General features: G+C 36.4%; 12 protein-coding genes, 1 tRNA gene and 1 pseudogene. 6 read left to right on the forward strand and 8 right to left on the reverse strand.

The window, feature by feature from the left end:
• Positions 1-8: 8 nt before the first annotated feature.
• The 3 genes and pseudogenes from ABWU71_RS07860 to ABWU71_RS07870 form a co-directional block, all read left to right on the forward strand.
• Entirely contained in the window at positions 9-389 is a 381-nt protein-coding gene (locus tag ABWU71_RS07860) for an IS630 transposase-related protein (protein WP_410530466.1), read from the forward strand.
• A gap of 99 nt (positions 390-488) precedes the next feature.
• Positions 489-1,348 (forward strand): IS630 family transposase gene (locus ABWU71_RS07865; RefSeq protein WP_353284455.1). Its coding sequence is split into 2 segments (ribosomal slippage): positions 489-813 and positions 813-1,348, totalling 861 coding nucleotides; the frame shifts between segments, so codons are not numbered across the junction.
• Between the two features lie 22 nt (positions 1,349-1,370).
• A pseudogene (locus ABWU71_RS07870) lies at positions 1,371-1,820 on the forward strand (IS630 family transposase); the annotation flags it as partial.
• Between the two features lie 175 nt (positions 1,821-1,995).
• Here the strand turns inward: ABWU71_RS07870 and ABWU71_RS07875 are convergent.
• From ABWU71_RS07875 to mnmG, 5 genes are all read right to left on the reverse strand, one after another.
• Entirely contained in the window at positions 1,996-2,811 is an 816-nt protein-coding gene (locus tag ABWU71_RS07875) for an SDR family oxidoreductase (protein WP_353284456.1), read from the reverse strand.
• Positions 2,812-2,816: 5 nt separating this feature from the next.
• Positions 2,817-3,461 carry an alpha/beta hydrolase gene (locus ABWU71_RS07880; protein WP_353284940.1) on the reverse strand — a complete coding sequence of 215 codons (645 nt, stop codon included), beginning with the start codon at positions 3,459-3,461 and terminating at the stop codon, positions 2,817-2,819.
• Between the two features lie 394 nt (positions 3,462-3,855).
• Positions 3,856-4,221, reverse strand: coding sequence for a hypothetical protein (locus ABWU71_RS07885; protein ID WP_353284457.1), 366 nt, complete (start codon positions 4,219-4,221; stop codon positions 3,856-3,858).
• 121 nt (positions 4,222-4,342) lie between these two features.
• Positions 4,343-6,151: an aminopeptidase P family protein gene (locus tag ABWU71_RS07890; RefSeq protein WP_353284941.1), complete on the reverse strand. Its 1,809-nt coding sequence runs from the start codon at positions 6,149-6,151 to the stop codon at positions 4,343-4,345.
• An 8-nt stretch (positions 6,152-6,159) separates the two neighbouring features.
• Positions 6,160-8,082, reverse strand: coding sequence for a tRNA uridine-5-carboxymethylaminomethyl(34) synthesis enzyme MnmG (gene mnmG, locus ABWU71_RS07895; RefSeq protein WP_353284458.1), 1,923 nt, complete (start codon positions 8,080-8,082; stop codon positions 6,160-6,162).
• A gap of 192 nt (positions 8,083-8,274) precedes the next feature.
• Here mnmG and ABWU71_RS07900 point away from each other — a divergent pair.
• Positions 8,275-9,134, forward strand: a protein-coding gene (locus tag ABWU71_RS07900; RefSeq protein ID WP_353284459.1) for an IS630 family transposase whose coding sequence is annotated in 2 segments (ribosomal slippage) — positions 8,275-8,599 and positions 8,599-9,134 — 861 coding nt in all. Because the reading frame shifts where the segments join, the coding sequence is not laid out codon by codon here.
• Between the two features lie 319 nt (positions 9,135-9,453).
• Here ABWU71_RS07900 and ABWU71_RS07905 read toward each other — a convergent pair.
• A complete protein-coding gene (locus ABWU71_RS07905) occupies positions 9,454-9,882 on the reverse strand; it encodes a hypothetical protein (protein WP_353284460.1) in 429 nt (142 codons plus the stop codon).
• Positions 9,883-9,974: 92 nt separating this feature from the next.
• Positions 9,975-10,050: transfer RNA gene (locus ABWU71_RS07910), tRNA-His, on the reverse strand.
• Between the two features lie 150 nt (positions 10,051-10,200).
• Here ABWU71_RS07910 and murJ point away from each other — a divergent pair.
• Together murJ and ABWU71_RS07925 are read left to right on the forward strand one after the other, a co-directional pair.
• Positions 10,201-11,697: a murein biosynthesis integral membrane protein MurJ gene (gene murJ / locus ABWU71_RS07915; protein ID WP_353284461.1), complete on the forward strand. Its 1,497-nt coding sequence runs from the start codon at positions 10,201-10,203 to the stop codon at positions 11,695-11,697.
• 665 nt (positions 11,698-12,362) lie between these two features.
• Positions 12,363-14,906: an AsmA-like C-terminal region-containing protein gene (locus tag ABWU71_RS07925; RefSeq protein WP_353284462.1), complete on the forward strand. Its 2,544-nt coding sequence runs from the start codon at positions 12,363-12,365 to the stop codon at positions 14,904-14,906.
• A 357-nt stretch (positions 14,907-15,263) separates the two neighbouring features.
• Here ABWU71_RS07925 and ABWU71_RS07930 read toward each other — a convergent pair.
• Positions 15,264-16,123 (reverse strand): IS630 family transposase gene (locus ABWU71_RS07930; protein ID WP_353284076.1). Its coding sequence is split into 2 segments (ribosomal slippage): positions 15,264-15,799 and positions 15,799-16,123, totalling 861 coding nucleotides; the frame shifts between segments, so codons are not numbered across the junction.
• Between the last annotated feature and the right edge of the window lie 47 nt (positions 16,124-16,170).

Genomic DNA, 16,170 nt, shown 5'->3' on the forward strand with positions numbered 1-16,170 from the left:
TAGGTTGAGTGCCAGCAGCATATAGTTATGACTTAAGGAAAAAAGCAATGGAAGCGCTAGAGGAGGGAGGAAGCAGAGAAACAGTGGCAGCAAGATTTAAAATTGGACGAACTACTTTATGGGAGTGGCAGCAAAGAAGAAAAGAAACAGGAGACTTTCAATCAAAAAAACTTGGAAATGGAGGTTACAATCACAAAATTACCGACTGGGATGCCTTTGCTAAATTTGCCAGAGAAAACGGAGGAAAGACTCTGTCGGAAATGGCTAAACTTTGGGGCAACGTTAGTATCCAAACGATCCACCGAGCTCTCAGAAAAATTGGATTTACGCGCAAAAAAAGACATATGGATACAAGGAAAGAAACGAAGAAAAACGTGCTGAATTCTTAAAAATTATAGCAACAAAAGAACCAGAAAACTTAGTTTATAGCTCTTTTCATAGAAGTCCGGATGTGATAAGATAAGGATAGACGATGATAAGGAGGTTGAGTGCCAGCAGCATATAGTTATGACTTAAGGAAAAAAGCAATGGAAGCGCTAGAGGAGGTAGGAAGCAGAGAAACAGTGGCAGCAAGATTTAAAATTGGACGAACTACTTTATGGGAGTGGCAGCAAAGAAGAAAAGAAACAGGAGACTTTCAATCAAAAAAACTTGGAAATGGAGGTTACAATCACAAAATCACCGACTGGGATGCCTTTGCTAAATTTGCCAGAGAAAACGGAGGAAAGACTCTGTCGGAAATGGCTAAACTTTGGGGCAACGTTAGTATCCAAACGATCCACCGAGCTCTCAGAAAAATTGGATTTACGCGCAAAAAAAGACATATGGATACAAGGAAAGAAACGAAGAAAAACGTGCTGAATTCTTAAAAATTATAGCAACAAAAGAACCAGAAAACTTAGTTTATATAGATGAGTCTGGCATTGATAACACAGAGGACTATCCATATGGGTATTGCCAGAAAGGACAGCGGTTTTATGGCCTAAAATCTGGAAAGAAAACTCAACGAATCAGTATGGTTGCAGCCTTAAGTAGAAGAAAGATAGTTGCTCCATTAACCTTTGAAGGCCACTGTAATATGGATGTTTTTAATGGATGGTTTGAGCAATTTTTGACACCGATCTTGGAACCTGGACAGACTGTCATTCTTGACAATGCTACTTTTCATAAGTCTGGTAAGATTATCGAGCTTGCTAGAGGAGTTGGTGCAGAAATTTTGTATCTGCCGCCGTATTCTCCAGATTTCAACAAAATTGAGCATCATTGGTTTGCTATAAAAAACAGAGCTAGGAAAAACATTCCTCTATTCGAATCCTTTCGTCGTGCTGTTGATTCTGCCTTCCTATGACCTGTTCGGACTATTATGAGAAATGCTATATATAGATGAGTCTGGCATTGATAACACAGAGGACTATCCATATGGGTATTGCCATAAAGGACAGCGGTTTTATGGCCTAAAATCTGGAAAGAAAACTCAACGAATCAGTATGGTTGCAGCCTTAAGTAGAAGAAAGATAGTTGCTCCATTAACCTTTGAAGGCCACTGTAATATGGATGTTTTTAATGGATGGTTTGAGCAATTTTTGACACCGATCTTGGAACCTGGACAGACTGTCATTCTTGACAATGCTACTTTTCATAAGTCTGGTAAGATTATCGAGCTTGCTAGAGGAGTTGGTGCAGAAATTTTGTATCTGCCGCCGTATTCTCCAGATTTCAACAAAATTGAGCATCATTGGTTTGCTATAAAAAACAGAGCTAGGAAAAACATTCCTCTATTCGAATCCTTTCGTCGTGCTGTTGATTCTGCCTTCCTATGACCTGTTCGGACTATTATGAGAAATGCTATAATTTACACTTCAGAGTTTATCTGCTTTAAAGTTTACTCTATTCTGTTTCAGCATTTGTCATAAATCCTTAATTATTTCTGACTTTTTAGTTCAGTTTTTAACCATTCTTTCCTTAACTTAATGGCAGTGACAATAAGCCTATCTATCATTCTGATGTGATTTCAGTTTTTTTTACATGCAAACTTTCTAATCCCACCTTGTAGTTAGGGTAAATTAGAGAGACATTAAGATCTTTTTTAATTTTAACATTACTTACTTTTCTTGATCCTAAATAAAAACTCTGTGCATAATCTAGTAAGGAAGAAACCTCAATTGGCTCTGGAGGGCTAACATTGAGAAGTTTGGCTGCATACATTACCACTTCAGATTGTGTGGCGGGTAAATCATCTGCACAATTGTATATTTCACCAGGTTTTATGTTTTGCATGGAAGAAAATAAAATATTCGATATATCTTCAACGTGAATACGAGAAAAAAAATGCCCTTCTTTTTTCACATTTCTTGCTTTGCCAAGCTGCAAGTCAATTAACACATTCCTACCAGGACCGTATATTCCAGCTAAACGAAAAATATGTACAGGCAGTTTGCTATTTAGCCACTTCTTTTCAGATCTAAGGCGCTTTTCTCCTTTGATTTCTATAGGTTTTGTTTCAGATTCCTCATTCACCCAATTACCAGAATGATCACCATAGACACTAGTTGCAGACAAATAACCAAACCATTTAACATTTTGCAGGCAATCACCGTATCTCTCCACAACATTATCACCATCTGGAGGAATAGAAATTAAAACGTGCGTTGCGCTTTTAAGCAGATCTTGACTAACTTTCTCATAATTAAAGAGGATTACATTTTGTATATTTTTACTTCTTGATGTGCCACTGACTTTCCAACCTAAGTTCAGTAATTTTTTCGATAAAAATTTAGCTACATATCCATAACCAAAGCAAAACAAGTGCATAGAAGTTAGTTGCTGAAATTTTTCTTGATAAACTCTATACCTAATTTTATTCCCTCTTCATTAATAATATGCCCTAATGCATGAATTGGGTGCCCTTCAACATTTACTCCATTTTCTTTCAGAGCTTTGACCGCTAAGTCGAGGGACGAAAAAGGTACCACGTCGTCAGCATCACCATGGATAACACATATGTTAGGTTTTGACTTGATCTCTGGTGCAGTTTTTGAAGGTGAAAGAAACCTACCAGAGTATGCAACAACTGATGCACAGGATTGAGAGCGGGTGAGAGCTGTATGTATTGCAAGCATTGCTCCTTGAGAAAATCCAACTAAAGAAAGTTGCGTATCTTTTAAATTAAGCTCCTTTAATTTTGTATCAATGAAATGATTTACAATTGATGTAGCATTTTTTACTCCATTATATAGCGCTTCCTCACTACGATCTTCCAAACTGAACCACTGATAACCATCACCTATTTCTCTTTCAAACGGAGCATTGGGTACTGCAAAATATGAACCCTGTAAAAACTTGCTCATAACTTTGGCAAGGTGAATAAAATTATCGCCACTTGAGCCCCAACCATGTAAAAAAATAATCAAATTTTTCTTATTTCCGCCTGCACAAATTTCTGGGCCTTTAAGTTCAATCATTTCTTTTCCTTTTGCATTTACATTTTTATTTAACACTAATTTTCAAATTTGTAAAAACCCATGTGCAATTACGTTCCCGATACTATAGCTAAAGTGACTTAGGTTCACCGACGATTTGAAAAACCGTCATTCCGCTACTTGTTAGCGGAATCTATACTAAGATACCGCGAATGAATCGCGGTATGACGTAGGATTGCTGTCATTCCAGTCTGGAATCCAGGAAACTTAACTTTACACCAGGTAATAAGAACTGGATCCCAGTGTCAAGCACTGGGATGACACCTCTGGGCACTGCCGTCATAAAGGAACCAGTGTCAGCTACTTGCATGACATCAGTTCGACTTACCGTCCAACTAGAAAGTTGTATATAGAATGACAGAAATCCAGATGTTATTTATTTACTTTCGATCTTTTCTATCAATTTTTTAACTAAGCCTCTTAGCTTTTTACTGGATTCATCAAGCTCTTGAATCTGCGAGCTGTGCTCTTTCATTAGTTCCTTATAGTTACCTCTTATGTAGTCAATCATTTCCTTCATCTGAGCAATCATCTTGTTGATATCCATACTGCCCAAATCAGGTATCATGCCAGGCACAGCCCCTTCTAACACACCGCCAGCCATAAGCTGCTGAGACATTTGCATAAACGGTTTTAAAGTCTGATTAAGCAATTCAGGATCCTTGGCTAATTTTTCTATTTGCTCTTTGCAAGTATCCATATACTGCTTCATAAATTCATCTTCTTGCCCTTTGTCTATCATAATTATAACCTACCTAAAAATACGTGTTTTCTATTATATATTATTTTAAAATTAAAAACAATACAAAATACCTGTCACAATTGCATTAATACTTTTTAAATAATAAAAAATGCTCCTTTGCTTATAAAGGGTCACATACCTTCTTTAACCATTCCTTATCTTTTACGCTATTTTCTAAGTTTTTATAGACAAATTGATGGTAGCCATTTATCCATTCAATTTCATCTTTAGTAAGCATTTGCACATCTATTAGCCTTCTATCATATGGAATAGAGGTCAGTTGTTTAAAGTTTAAGAAGCCGTCTTCTTGTCTGTCGACATATATCAGATTTTCAATTCTTATTCCATACTCTCCCGGAATGTAATAACCAGGTTCGTTGGAAAGTATCATGCCTGGCGTGAGTTTCACTTTATTTCCCTTTGATATTGCTTGTGGTCCTTCGTGTACTGATAGGTAACTTCCTACTCCATGCCCTGTACCATGCATATAGTCCATTCCAAATTTCCATAAATGCGTACGTGCCAATATATCCAATTCTCCACCAGTAGTGCCAGGAGGAAAGATGACACTTGCTATAGCAATGTGAGCTTTCAACACTATTGTATAGTGGGTTATTTGCTCATTGGTCGGATTACCAACTACTACAGTTCTTGTCACATCAGTTGTGCCACTAAGGTATTGGCCACCAGAGTCAATCAAATATAGTCCATTTTTCTGAATTACCTTATTCGTCTTACTGCTTGCACGATAGTGAATTATTGCACCATTTTCATTAAATGCGGAAATTGTTGGAAAGCTCAATTGTTTAAACAAATTCTGCTCTTTTCTGTATTCTAAAATCTTTTCTTCAGCTTCAAGCTCTGTACCAACATTACTTTCAAGCCAATATAGAAAATTTGTAACTGCTGCTCCATCTTTAATGTGTGCATTTATAGCCCCAGCTATTTCAGTTTGGTTTTTTACTGCTTTATGAATTAAACAAGGATCCTCTCTTTCAGCTACCTGCTTGTTTTCTACTAGACCTTTTTCATTACTTCTTGTCATCCCAGTGCTTGACACTGGGATCCATACTTTTTTATTTCTGGATTCCAGCGTCATGCGCTGGAATGACACCGAAGCTGATTTTTCTCTCAAATAATGGTTATGCAAGGGATCTATTGCATTCATAATACTCATTGGAGTTGTGTTTGGATCTATAACTATTGAATTTAGCTTGTGCAGCGAATTTTCTAGCTCACTAGTATCAAAAATATTTATATGATTGCCTAAATTTGCTTCTATAGTTGAATGTTCTTTATCTTGAATAAACAAATCAACATTACCGCTTTTATACAATATAGCACGACCCAATATACATGGAGTATATTTGGCATTTTCATTTCTTAAATTTAATAACCATGAAATTGAATTTGGATCAGTCAGGAGCACTGCTTCGGCTTCTTTGTCTATGCCTCTAGCTATTTTTTCACATTTGTCCTTACTGCTTTCACCAGCATATTTAATAGAATGTAAAACCACTGCTTGTTTTCGATAGTCACTTTTTTTTCCAGCTAAACAGGGTATTAATTTACAGATATTCTCATACTTTCTTATATCTTCTATGGTAAAATATTGCAAATAATAACCTAGTGAGGCAGTCGATGTTAAGTTTGCTTTTATCCATTCGCGTGGATCCTCTTCTTGTATATTATATACTTGAAAATTGCCCCGATCGAGCTGATTGTGAGCTTGTGTGATATAGCGTCCATCTGTAAAAAATGGACACTTGTTGTTTTTTGTGACAATAAGCAGCCCATTTGTTCCTGTGAAGCCACACAGCTTTGTTAGCTCCTCTGAATACTCATTTAAATATTCATCTTTAGTATGCAACATAAATGCATCAACGTTTATTTCGTGCATAAAAGAACGAAATTCTTCGATTTTTGACATAGAACACCTCACACAAAATTAGCAGCTACTTTCGTTTTCCTGTTTCTCAAATACACTAATATGCTCACTATCGCTGCAGGAGTGATGCCTTGTATTTGCTTTGCAATGCCAACCGTCGCTGGTTTTATCGTCTGCAATTTTTCTATTACTTCACTTGACAGGCCTTTAACTTGTGAATAGTTGAAATCAATTGGAATTTGAGTGTTAATTTCCTCTCGTAAAAACTTCATATCCGCTTCTTGTCTTATTAGATAAGGTTTGTATTTTGCTTCAATTTCAACCGCTTCGCATATTTCATTCTTAGTTATGCTACCCATTGCGGCGTCATTCCAGCGCGTGATGCTGTTTAATTCCGACCATATTTCTTGTAATTTGTTCCAATCGATATTGGGGTAGCTAAGTAGATCTAATGCCGTTTTTCTTATCCCATCATAAGATATTTTAATACCATAAGACCTAAGCTGCTCAGGAGTAATCGTCAGACTCCCTAACTTCTCTTCAAGCTGCTTAATGGATTCAAGTTTATTCTGTAAAACAGAGTATCTCTCATGCGAAACAAGGGAAATATCATAACCTTTTTGTGTTAATCTTCTATCTGCATTGTCTGACCTGATAGCTAGCCTATATTCTGCACGTGAGGTAAATAATCTATAAGGCTCGATCACCCCTTTGGTGACCAAATCGTCTATCATTACACCGATATACGAATCTGTACGATGGAGAACAAAGCTTTCTTTTTTTTCAGATGCAGAAAGTGCTGCATTAATTCCGGCGATAATTCCTTGCCCTGCTGCTTCTTCATATCCAGTGGTGCCATTAATTTGGCCAGCAAAATATAGTCCTTTAATTTTTTTAGTTTCGAGAGTATGAAATAGCTCTCGTGGGTCAATATAGTCATACTCAACTGCATATCCAGGCCTTAGTATTTCTGCATTTTCAAGTCCCTTGATACTCTTTATCATTTCACGCTGCACTTCAACAGGCAATGAATTTGAAATTCCGTTTGGGTATACAGTATCATCATCCAGCCCTTCTGGTTCTAAAAATATTTGGTGACTACTTTTTTCTGCAAATTTATTAACTTTAACTTCAATTGATGGGCAGTATCTTGGTGCAACAATGTCATCTAAATATGAGGAAGCTGACCTGTGAAGATTCTCTCTAATTATTTTATGCGTGTTTTCATTAGTATGGGTAATAAAGCATGATACCTGAGGTTGGTTAATTTTTTCTGTTAAGTAAGAAAACGGCACAGGTGGATTATCACCCACTTGCTCTTGCAATATTGACCAGTTTATAGTGCCACGATCAAGCCTTGGCGGAGTTCCGGTACGCAATCTACCTAATTTAAAATTATATTTTTTCAACGTATTTGCAAGTTCTACGGCAGGCTTATCTCCCATTCTTCCTGAAGGGGTTGTTTGTTCTCCTATATGAATCACACCTTGCAGGAAAGTTCCCGTAGTTAAAACAACTTTACCTGTTAGTATATGTTCCCCTGAGCTTGTTATTACAGCTTTAATGCACAATTCTCCATTGTTATTACTCTCTATAAGGAAATCGTCAACCGACTCTTCTTTTACCGTCAAGTTGTTATAATTTAAAATAATTTCCTGTATTGCTTGCTTGTATAATTTTCGGTCTGCCTGTGCACGTGGTCCCCACACTGCCGCACCTCTGCTACTATTTAAAATGACTGAGTGTATACTTGCTTGATCGATTGCTCTTCCCATTATTCCATCAAGAGCGTCAACTTCCCTAACTACAACACCCTTTGCAACTCCTCCGATTGCTGGATTGCAGGACATTTCCCCTATAGTTGAAATTTTATGAGTTATAAGCAGCGTGTTTGCACCAAGGCGAGCTGCCGCAGCAGCCGCTTCGCACCCTGCATGACCACCACCTACTACTACTACATCATATTTATGCATGCCTTCTTGAGTAATTCTTACTCTCTAATATTCTAACTATTAGCGGTTAATGTCAAATTTTATAGTGATACCTCTCCTGTTACTCCGTACTGCACATACAACTATACGCACATTCGTTTTTGCTAAGGTATAGCTCTTTTCATAGAAGTCCGGATGTGATAAGGTAAGGATAGACGATGATAAGGAGGTTGAGTGCCAGCAGCATATAGTTATGACTTAAGGAAAAAAGCAATGGAAGCGCTAGAGGAGGGAGGAAGCAGAGAAACAGTGGCAGCAAGATTTAAAATTGGACGAACTACTTTATGGGAGTGGCAGCAAAGAAGAAAAGAAACAGGAGAATTTCAATCAAAAAAACTTGGAAATGGAGGTTACAATCACAAAATTACCGACTGGGATGCCTTTGCTAAATTTGCCAGAGAAAACGGAGGAAAGACTCTGTCGGAAATGGCTAAACTTTGGGGCAACGTTAGTATCCAAACGATCCACCGAGCTCTCAGAAAAATTGGATTTACGCGCAAAAAAAGACATATGGATACAAGGAAAGAAACGAAGAAAAACGTGCTGAATTCTTAAAAATTATAGCAACAAAAGAACCAGAAAACTTAGTTTATATAGATGAGTCTGGCATTGATAACACAGAGGACTATCCATATGGGTATTGCCAGAAAGGACAGCGGTTTTATGGCCTAAAATCTGGAAAGAAAACTCAACGAATCAGTATGGTTGCAGCCTTAAGTAGAAGAAAGATAGTTGCTCCATTAACCTTTGAAGGCCACTGTAATATGGATGTTTTTAATGGATGGTTTGAGCAATTTTTGACACCGATCTTGGAACCTGGACAGACTGTCATTCTTGACAATGCTACTTTTCATAAGTCTGGTAAGATTATCGAGCTTGCTAGAGGAGTTGGTGCAGAAATTTTGTATCTGCCGCCGTATTCTCCAGATTTCAACAAAATTGAGCATCATTGGTTTGCTATAAAAAACAGAGCTAGGAAAAACATTCCTCTATTCGAATCCTTTCGTCGTGCTGTTGATTCTGCCTTCCTATGACCTGTTCGGACTATTATGAGAAATGCTATAATTCGCACGACAAATGATGTCATGCCAGTGCTTGACACTGGCATCCAGGAATTTGATTGTAAGTAAGCACACTGAGCTGGTGAGCATAAAAGTAGCTGATCTTATACTAAATAGACGTTTTTGGTGAGATTGCATAGAAAACTGGATCCCAGTGTCTGGGCACTGGGATGACACCCCTTTGTGTTTGAGGCAAAACCGGCTATAACACTTAATATACTGACTTTGTAAACAAATGTTCGTGCAGCTATGTGCTGCACACTGGAATAACAGAAAAGCTTACTTGGTTAGTTTAAACTGGCTCATACCCCTTCTCTTTTGAAGAAAAACACTCAACTATAGGTGATATAATATATTCATTTACTTTTTCAGCTGCAAGTAATATAGCCACAGTCGCAAATAACCCTGCAATTGGCGCCATTACTCCTATCACTGCACCTGCTAAAGCTGCATCAAGCATTGCACCAGGAAAAATAGCAGTTGCGGCTGCAGCAAGACCAACCCCGATAGCAGCGCTTACGGGTGTTGCAATACTCCAACCGATAAGCATAGCTTTTTCAATAGGATCTTTTTTGAAAAATTTATATAATGAGTCTACTATGTAAAAGACTGCCCAGCATGCTGGAACTATAGAACCAACAATTCCACCTACTGCCAAAGGTGACAAAGCTGTAAAACTCAATCCCAGACCTGCAAGTGCACCTATTACGCTATAAAGCATTAAATAATTTTCACTGTCGTCATACATATACCCTCCCTAATTAATTGATATATTACCATTTGTTCATATTCCTGTAAAGCAGAAAATTTTAGTGGGGCGAGCGACCAGGATCGAACTGGCGACATTCAGTACCACAAACTGACGCTCTACCAACTGAGCTACGCCCGCCAAGATATAAAATTTCTAACATATGAGCGCAAATAGTCAATTGATTATTTAACTCTCTTTTTGTAGAGGATTTTAAGTTTAGCCAATAAATATTTTCATTGATACTTTTACTATTATAGTTAATCGTATTGACACTAATGAAGTAGTGGTATGTTTAAAAGTATTTTCACATTTAGTTTTTTTACGGCTATTTCAAGGATCTCAGGGTTAATAAGAGATGTATTGATTGCTACAGTTATTGGTGCAAACTCTCTTGCAGACATATTTTTTTCTTCGTTTCGCTTTGCCAATCTATTTCGCGCATTTTTTGCAGAGGGAGCATTTACCACGTCCTTTATACCGTTATACTCAACAGAATCATATGATAATAAAAAGGCATTTAATTTTGCAAGTAGTGTAATATCCATTACGTTTATCATCTTAGTAATTTTTTGCCTTATCATGCAAACTTTCTTCCCTTATATGATTCAAATTTTTGCTCCTGGATTTGACCAAAGTAAGTTTACCCTTACTGTTACTTTATCAAGAATTATGATGCCCTACATAATCTTTGTTTCAATTGCATCACTTATTGGTGGAATGCTGCAAGTAAAGCAGCATTTTGCTTCAACAGCTATTGCACCAATCGTTTTGAATCTCTGTTTAATCATCAGTTTGTTTGTGCCTTACGTAAAAACTCCAGTGCACAACCTTTCTATAGCTGTCCTTATAGGAGGAATTTTCCAGCTACTTTTGATACTATTTAGTGCATACAAGTTAAAGGCAGCTTTTTCTTTTAGCCTTGAATTAAGCAATGAAGTAAGGTTATTTTTTAAGCGTGTGATACCTGCAATTATCAACAATTGTGTAACTCAAATAAGCTTATGGATTGATACAATCATGGCGAGTTTTATACCAAATGCGGTGTCCTATATATATTATGCCGATAGGCTAAATCAACTACCGCAGGGAATAATCGGTACTGCAATTGGTACAGTGCTTCTTCCTTTAATTTCAAAACAGGTGAATAATACTGAAAATATAGTCAAAATACAAAGCAAGGCTCTCAACATAGGATTAATGTTAATTATGCCAACAACTGCTGCCTTTATCATTATTCCCGACATAATTTTACTTACGCTTTTTTCTTACGGCCGGTTTGATCATTATGCAGTGCAGCAAACTGCTCCCACGTTAATAGCATTTTCTCTTTCTTTACCTGCATTTATTATAAATAAAGTATTGCTACCCACATTTTTTGCTAAAGGCAATCTGAAAATACCAACTATGTTTTCACTAATGTGTCTTGGAATTAATGTAGTGCTAAACCTCATGTTAATGAACAAATATCAGCATACAGGGATTGCTATTGCTACTTCCGTTTCCACTTGGATAAACTCCATTCTATTAATTAGTTATTTAACAATAAATAAAATGTATAAGGTTAGCCAAGCGTTATTGTTAAATATCATGAAAATTTTTGTAGCAACGGCAGTCATGTCAATAGCCCTTTATATTTTTAATTCTTTGTTGGCAGGATTATTTTTTGATAAAATGTTGGCTCGTATTGTTTATTTAGCGACTTTAATAGCTTTGAGTGTTATTGTTTATTTTGGTACTCTTTACCTAACTTTTAGAGGAAATTTGAATAATTTGAAATATGTATAAACTAGATCTTTTGCTAAAGGAACAGCAAATGGTGTCATCCCAGTGCTTGACACTGGGATCCAGAAATTTTGTTGATTGTATGATCTGGAAAACCTTGTTTAAGTCACACTGGATTTCAGTGTCACACATACAACTGTATGAGTGTTGTGATTTGAAAGCAATTTCCACCGGGAAGGGTGTCATCCCAGTGCTAAGACACTGGGATCCAGCTTCTCATGCAACCTCATCAAAAATGTTGTGTTTTAACATAAGACTAGCTACTTTTTTGCTAACCAACTTAATGTCTAATCAAATTTTCTGGATCCCAGTGTCAAGCACTGGGATGACAGGAGTGGGTGCACAACTGTACGAACGTTGTAGTTTGGGAGCAATTCCCACCAGTGGGGTGTCATCCCAGTGCCCAGACACTGGGATCCAGCTTCTATGCAACTTAATTAAAAACGTTTGTTTTAGCGTAAGACAACTACCTTTAGCTCATCAGCTCAGTTATAAGCAAAATTTCTGGATTCCAGTGTCAAGCACTGGAATGACACCATTTGCTGTGCAATTTACCTTCAAAAATGAATGTTTGTACAGCTATGAGTGGGTGCTGGGATGACAAAGATAGACACTGAGATGACAAAGGTAGGAAATAGAGTAACTCCATTGCAATTAAGAGGCATATTATGAAGCTCTCAATGTACGCCATATTATCAATCTCGCTGCTATTAATTCTTATGCACGTTGCTGCAACTTTTAAGGATTGGAGTGGCTACAAGGGATATATTATAAAAGAGTTGGAGAAGACGTATGATGCTAAAGTGCATATTGGAGGAAAAATTAAAGTTTCATTGATTACCCCAAAGCTCACTATTTATAATGTATACGTACAATACAACGAAAATAAAGAGCAAAAGTTGTCAGATTTAATTAGTGTAAGAAAAATTGAAATAAGGCCATCGCTCCTATCGTTGCTTTTATTCTCGTTGCAACCAAAGTCAATCACATTGTTTGGCATGAAAAGCAATAAAGAAAATTTAATTAATATTATAAATACAAAAGCCAGTGGTAACACAGTTGATATAGTAATAAAAGACAGCCAAGTAAGTTTTAAGAGTGATTTCGCTGATATTGTTAACATAAAGGAGGTTGCTGTAAAAAAAAATAGGCAATTCTCTGGTAAAGTAAAGGTAGGTGATAATAATTACGATTTTTCAGGAAAGGTTAATATCACAAAAAGGAATGTACACATTAGTGTTGAATCAAATTTTGTAAATTTGCTATTTACAGGTAATAGAAATCAAGAAGAACTCCAGGGTAATTTAACACTAACGATTAATAATAGTTCCGGTTCTGTGAGTGATTTAGCAAAAATCATTAATCTTAGCTTTCTCTCTTGTGTTATTCCTAGCGAAAATATCAAGGTATCATCCAATATAAGTCTTAATGAAAGTGAGTTTACGGCAACTGACTTAAAAATTGATTCCAAAAGCATGCAAGCCAGTGGTACAATACAAAACGATAGAAAAAGCGATCACACTAATCTCAATATTAGCTTCAGTAAAGTTGATTTAGATTCCATACAAAATGATTCACAAAGAACAACGAATATGAAAGACTTTCTGGAATGTTTTAGAGAAGTTGTGCCAAAGAACTTGAGCTTAAATTTTAATATGGAAGCTTCTAACATTCAATATCAAAACAAAATATTGGATAATTTCCGTGCTGTACTAAAATCCACTGATGGCAAAGTAAAAGTTAATACGCTTCTTAAATTTCCTGGAATCAATAATATATCTTACTTATCAGGAGAGATCTCAAATAATAATGTCCTATCTGAATTCAACGGTGATTTATTAGTCGAAGGAAATGATTTTGAGTCATTCATTTCATGTTTTTTCCCTTCTATAAAGATGAAAGAAAACCAGAAAAATCAATTTACACTAAGTTCTAAATTGTACCTTGCACCAAGAATATTATCTATCTCAGACATTAGACTGCTAAATAATAAGGAATCCTTGCAAGGGTCAATTAGAGTAAGCCACACAAAAAAACACAATGCGATCAATGGTGAATTTAGCATGCATAATCTTGATGCAGATAAATATGATCATTCATTATTTAGCAGTTTACCTAAAATGCAATGGCTGAAAATTTTTCAGTATGATGCAAACATAAAGGCCAGTGTTAATAACCTTACATTGAATGATACGAAAATTAAAAATTTGGATTTTTTGCTAAAAATGGAAAAAGGTAAGCTAGTTGCAGATAAAATAAAACTATCTGGAGAAGATTTCGATATTACCGGTAATGCAAAAATATTAGCAGATCAAAAATACGCCAAACCTTTATTAGATGTTAACCTTACGGGCAGTAAATTTAATGGAAAAATTATTACATTACCAAATTTAGTAGAGACGAAAAGAAATTCAAGAAATGAGATAGATCAAATTCAATGGTCAACAAAGCAGCTTGATTTTTTGGGTGATAAAGAAGGCTTTGATGCAAATGTGCAAATCAATACTGCAGAATTTAAAACCGAGCAGAATATTTTGAAAGATTTTAATTTGGATGCGGTAATGAGAAACAACACTATCACTATCAGGCAGGCAAGTTACGTATTAGAACACGGGCAAGTGTTTTTTCAGGGTTATTTAAGATCAGACTCAATGAATACAAGGTTTTCTATTGTAAATTTGGACACTAAAAAGATTGGTAAGGTTATAGGAATTGACAATGTAAATGGTCAGGTAAGCTTAAATGGTGAAATCAAAACTCAAGGAAAAAGTTTTCATGATTGGGCTAGTAACTTATCAGGAGATGTAAACTTACAAGCGCAGGAAATAGAAGTGACTAATGTAGATTTCAATTCATTTATCACTAATTTGTTAAGCAGTAATAATAAGTCTGAAATCTCCACACTTGCTTATATTGATATATATAACGGTAAAACATTTTTTGAAAATATTAGCGGAAAAGCAAGTATTAAGAGTGGTATATGTTCAACTAGTTTACAATTCGGGATTGATCAAGCATCAGGATCAATCTCTTCTAATTTAACCTTATCTAACTTCACTTTAAATTCTATATTCAGGTTCTTTTTCATACCACCAAATTATAGCAATCCAATCTATATCGATATGCATTTGGATGGCCCTATTTGGCGTCCTAAGATGAGTTTTGATGTAGACCAAATCTTCACCGCTCTGGTTGGCAAGAAAAACAGTTAATTCACTTAGGTGTACGGTTTAGGAGACAATAGGCTTTTTGCATTACCTCCGTCATCCAAGTAGCGTGACATACAACTGTATGAACATTGCAATATGGACATAGTAAACGATGTCATGAAAGTAGCTGACACTGGTTTCCATCCAAGAGCCAGTGCCTCTTTCTTGTTATCCCAGTGCTTGACACTGGGATCCAGGAATTTTATTAAGTTGGTAAGCATAAAAGTGTTATACAACGTCCTTGATGAGATTACGGCAAGGCTGGATCCCAGTGTCAAGCACTGGGATGACACCATTTGTTGTAAACTCACTTTTACTCTATAGTTATACTATAGCATTTCTCATAATAGTCCGAACAGGTCATAGGAAGGCAGAATCAACAGCACGACGAAAGGATTCGAATAGAGGAATGTTTTTCCTAGCTCTGTTTTTTATAGCAAACCAATGATGCTCAATTTTGTTGAAATCTGGAGAATACGGCGGCAGATACAAAATTTCTGCACCAACTCCTCTAGCAAGCTCGATAATCTTACCAGACTTATGAAAAGTAGCATTGTCAAGAATGACAGTCTGTCCAGGTTCCAAGATCGGTGTCAAAAATTGCTCAAACCATCCATTAAAAACATCCATATTACAGTGGCCTTCAAAGGTTAATGGAGCAACTATCTTTCTTCTACTTAAGGCTGCAACCATACTGATTCGTTGAGTTTTCTTTCCAGATTTTAGGCCATAAAACCGCTGTCCTTTCTGGCAATACCCATATGGATAGTCCTCTGTGTTATCAATGCCAGACTCATCTATATAAACTAAGTTTTCTGGTTCTTTTGTTGCTATAATTTTTAAGAATTCAGCACGTTTTTCTTCGTTTCTTTCCTTGTATCCATATGTCTTTTTTTGCGCGTAAATCCAATTTTTCTGAGAGCTCGGTGGATCGTTTGGATACTAACGTTGCCCCAAAGTTTAGCCATTTCCGACAGAGTCTTTCCTCCGTTTTCTCTGGCAAATTTAGCAAAGGCATCCCAGTCGGTAATTTTGTGATTGTAACCTCCATTTCCAAGTTTTTTTGATTGAAAGTCTCCTGTTTCTTTTCTTCTTTGCTGCCACTCCCATAAAGTAGTTCGTCCAATTTTAAATCTTGCTGCCACTGTTTCTCTGCTTCCTCCCTCCTCTAGCGCTTCCATTGCTTTTTTCCTTAAGTCATAACTATATGCTGCTGGCACTCAACCTCCTTATCATCGTCTATCCTTATCTTATCACATCCGGACTT

It is taken from the genome of Wolbachia endosymbiont (group A) of Lasioglossum fulvicorne (assembly GCF_964028605.1).
Taxonomy (GTDB): Bacteria; Pseudomonadota; Alphaproteobacteria; order Rickettsiales; family Anaplasmataceae; genus Wolbachia.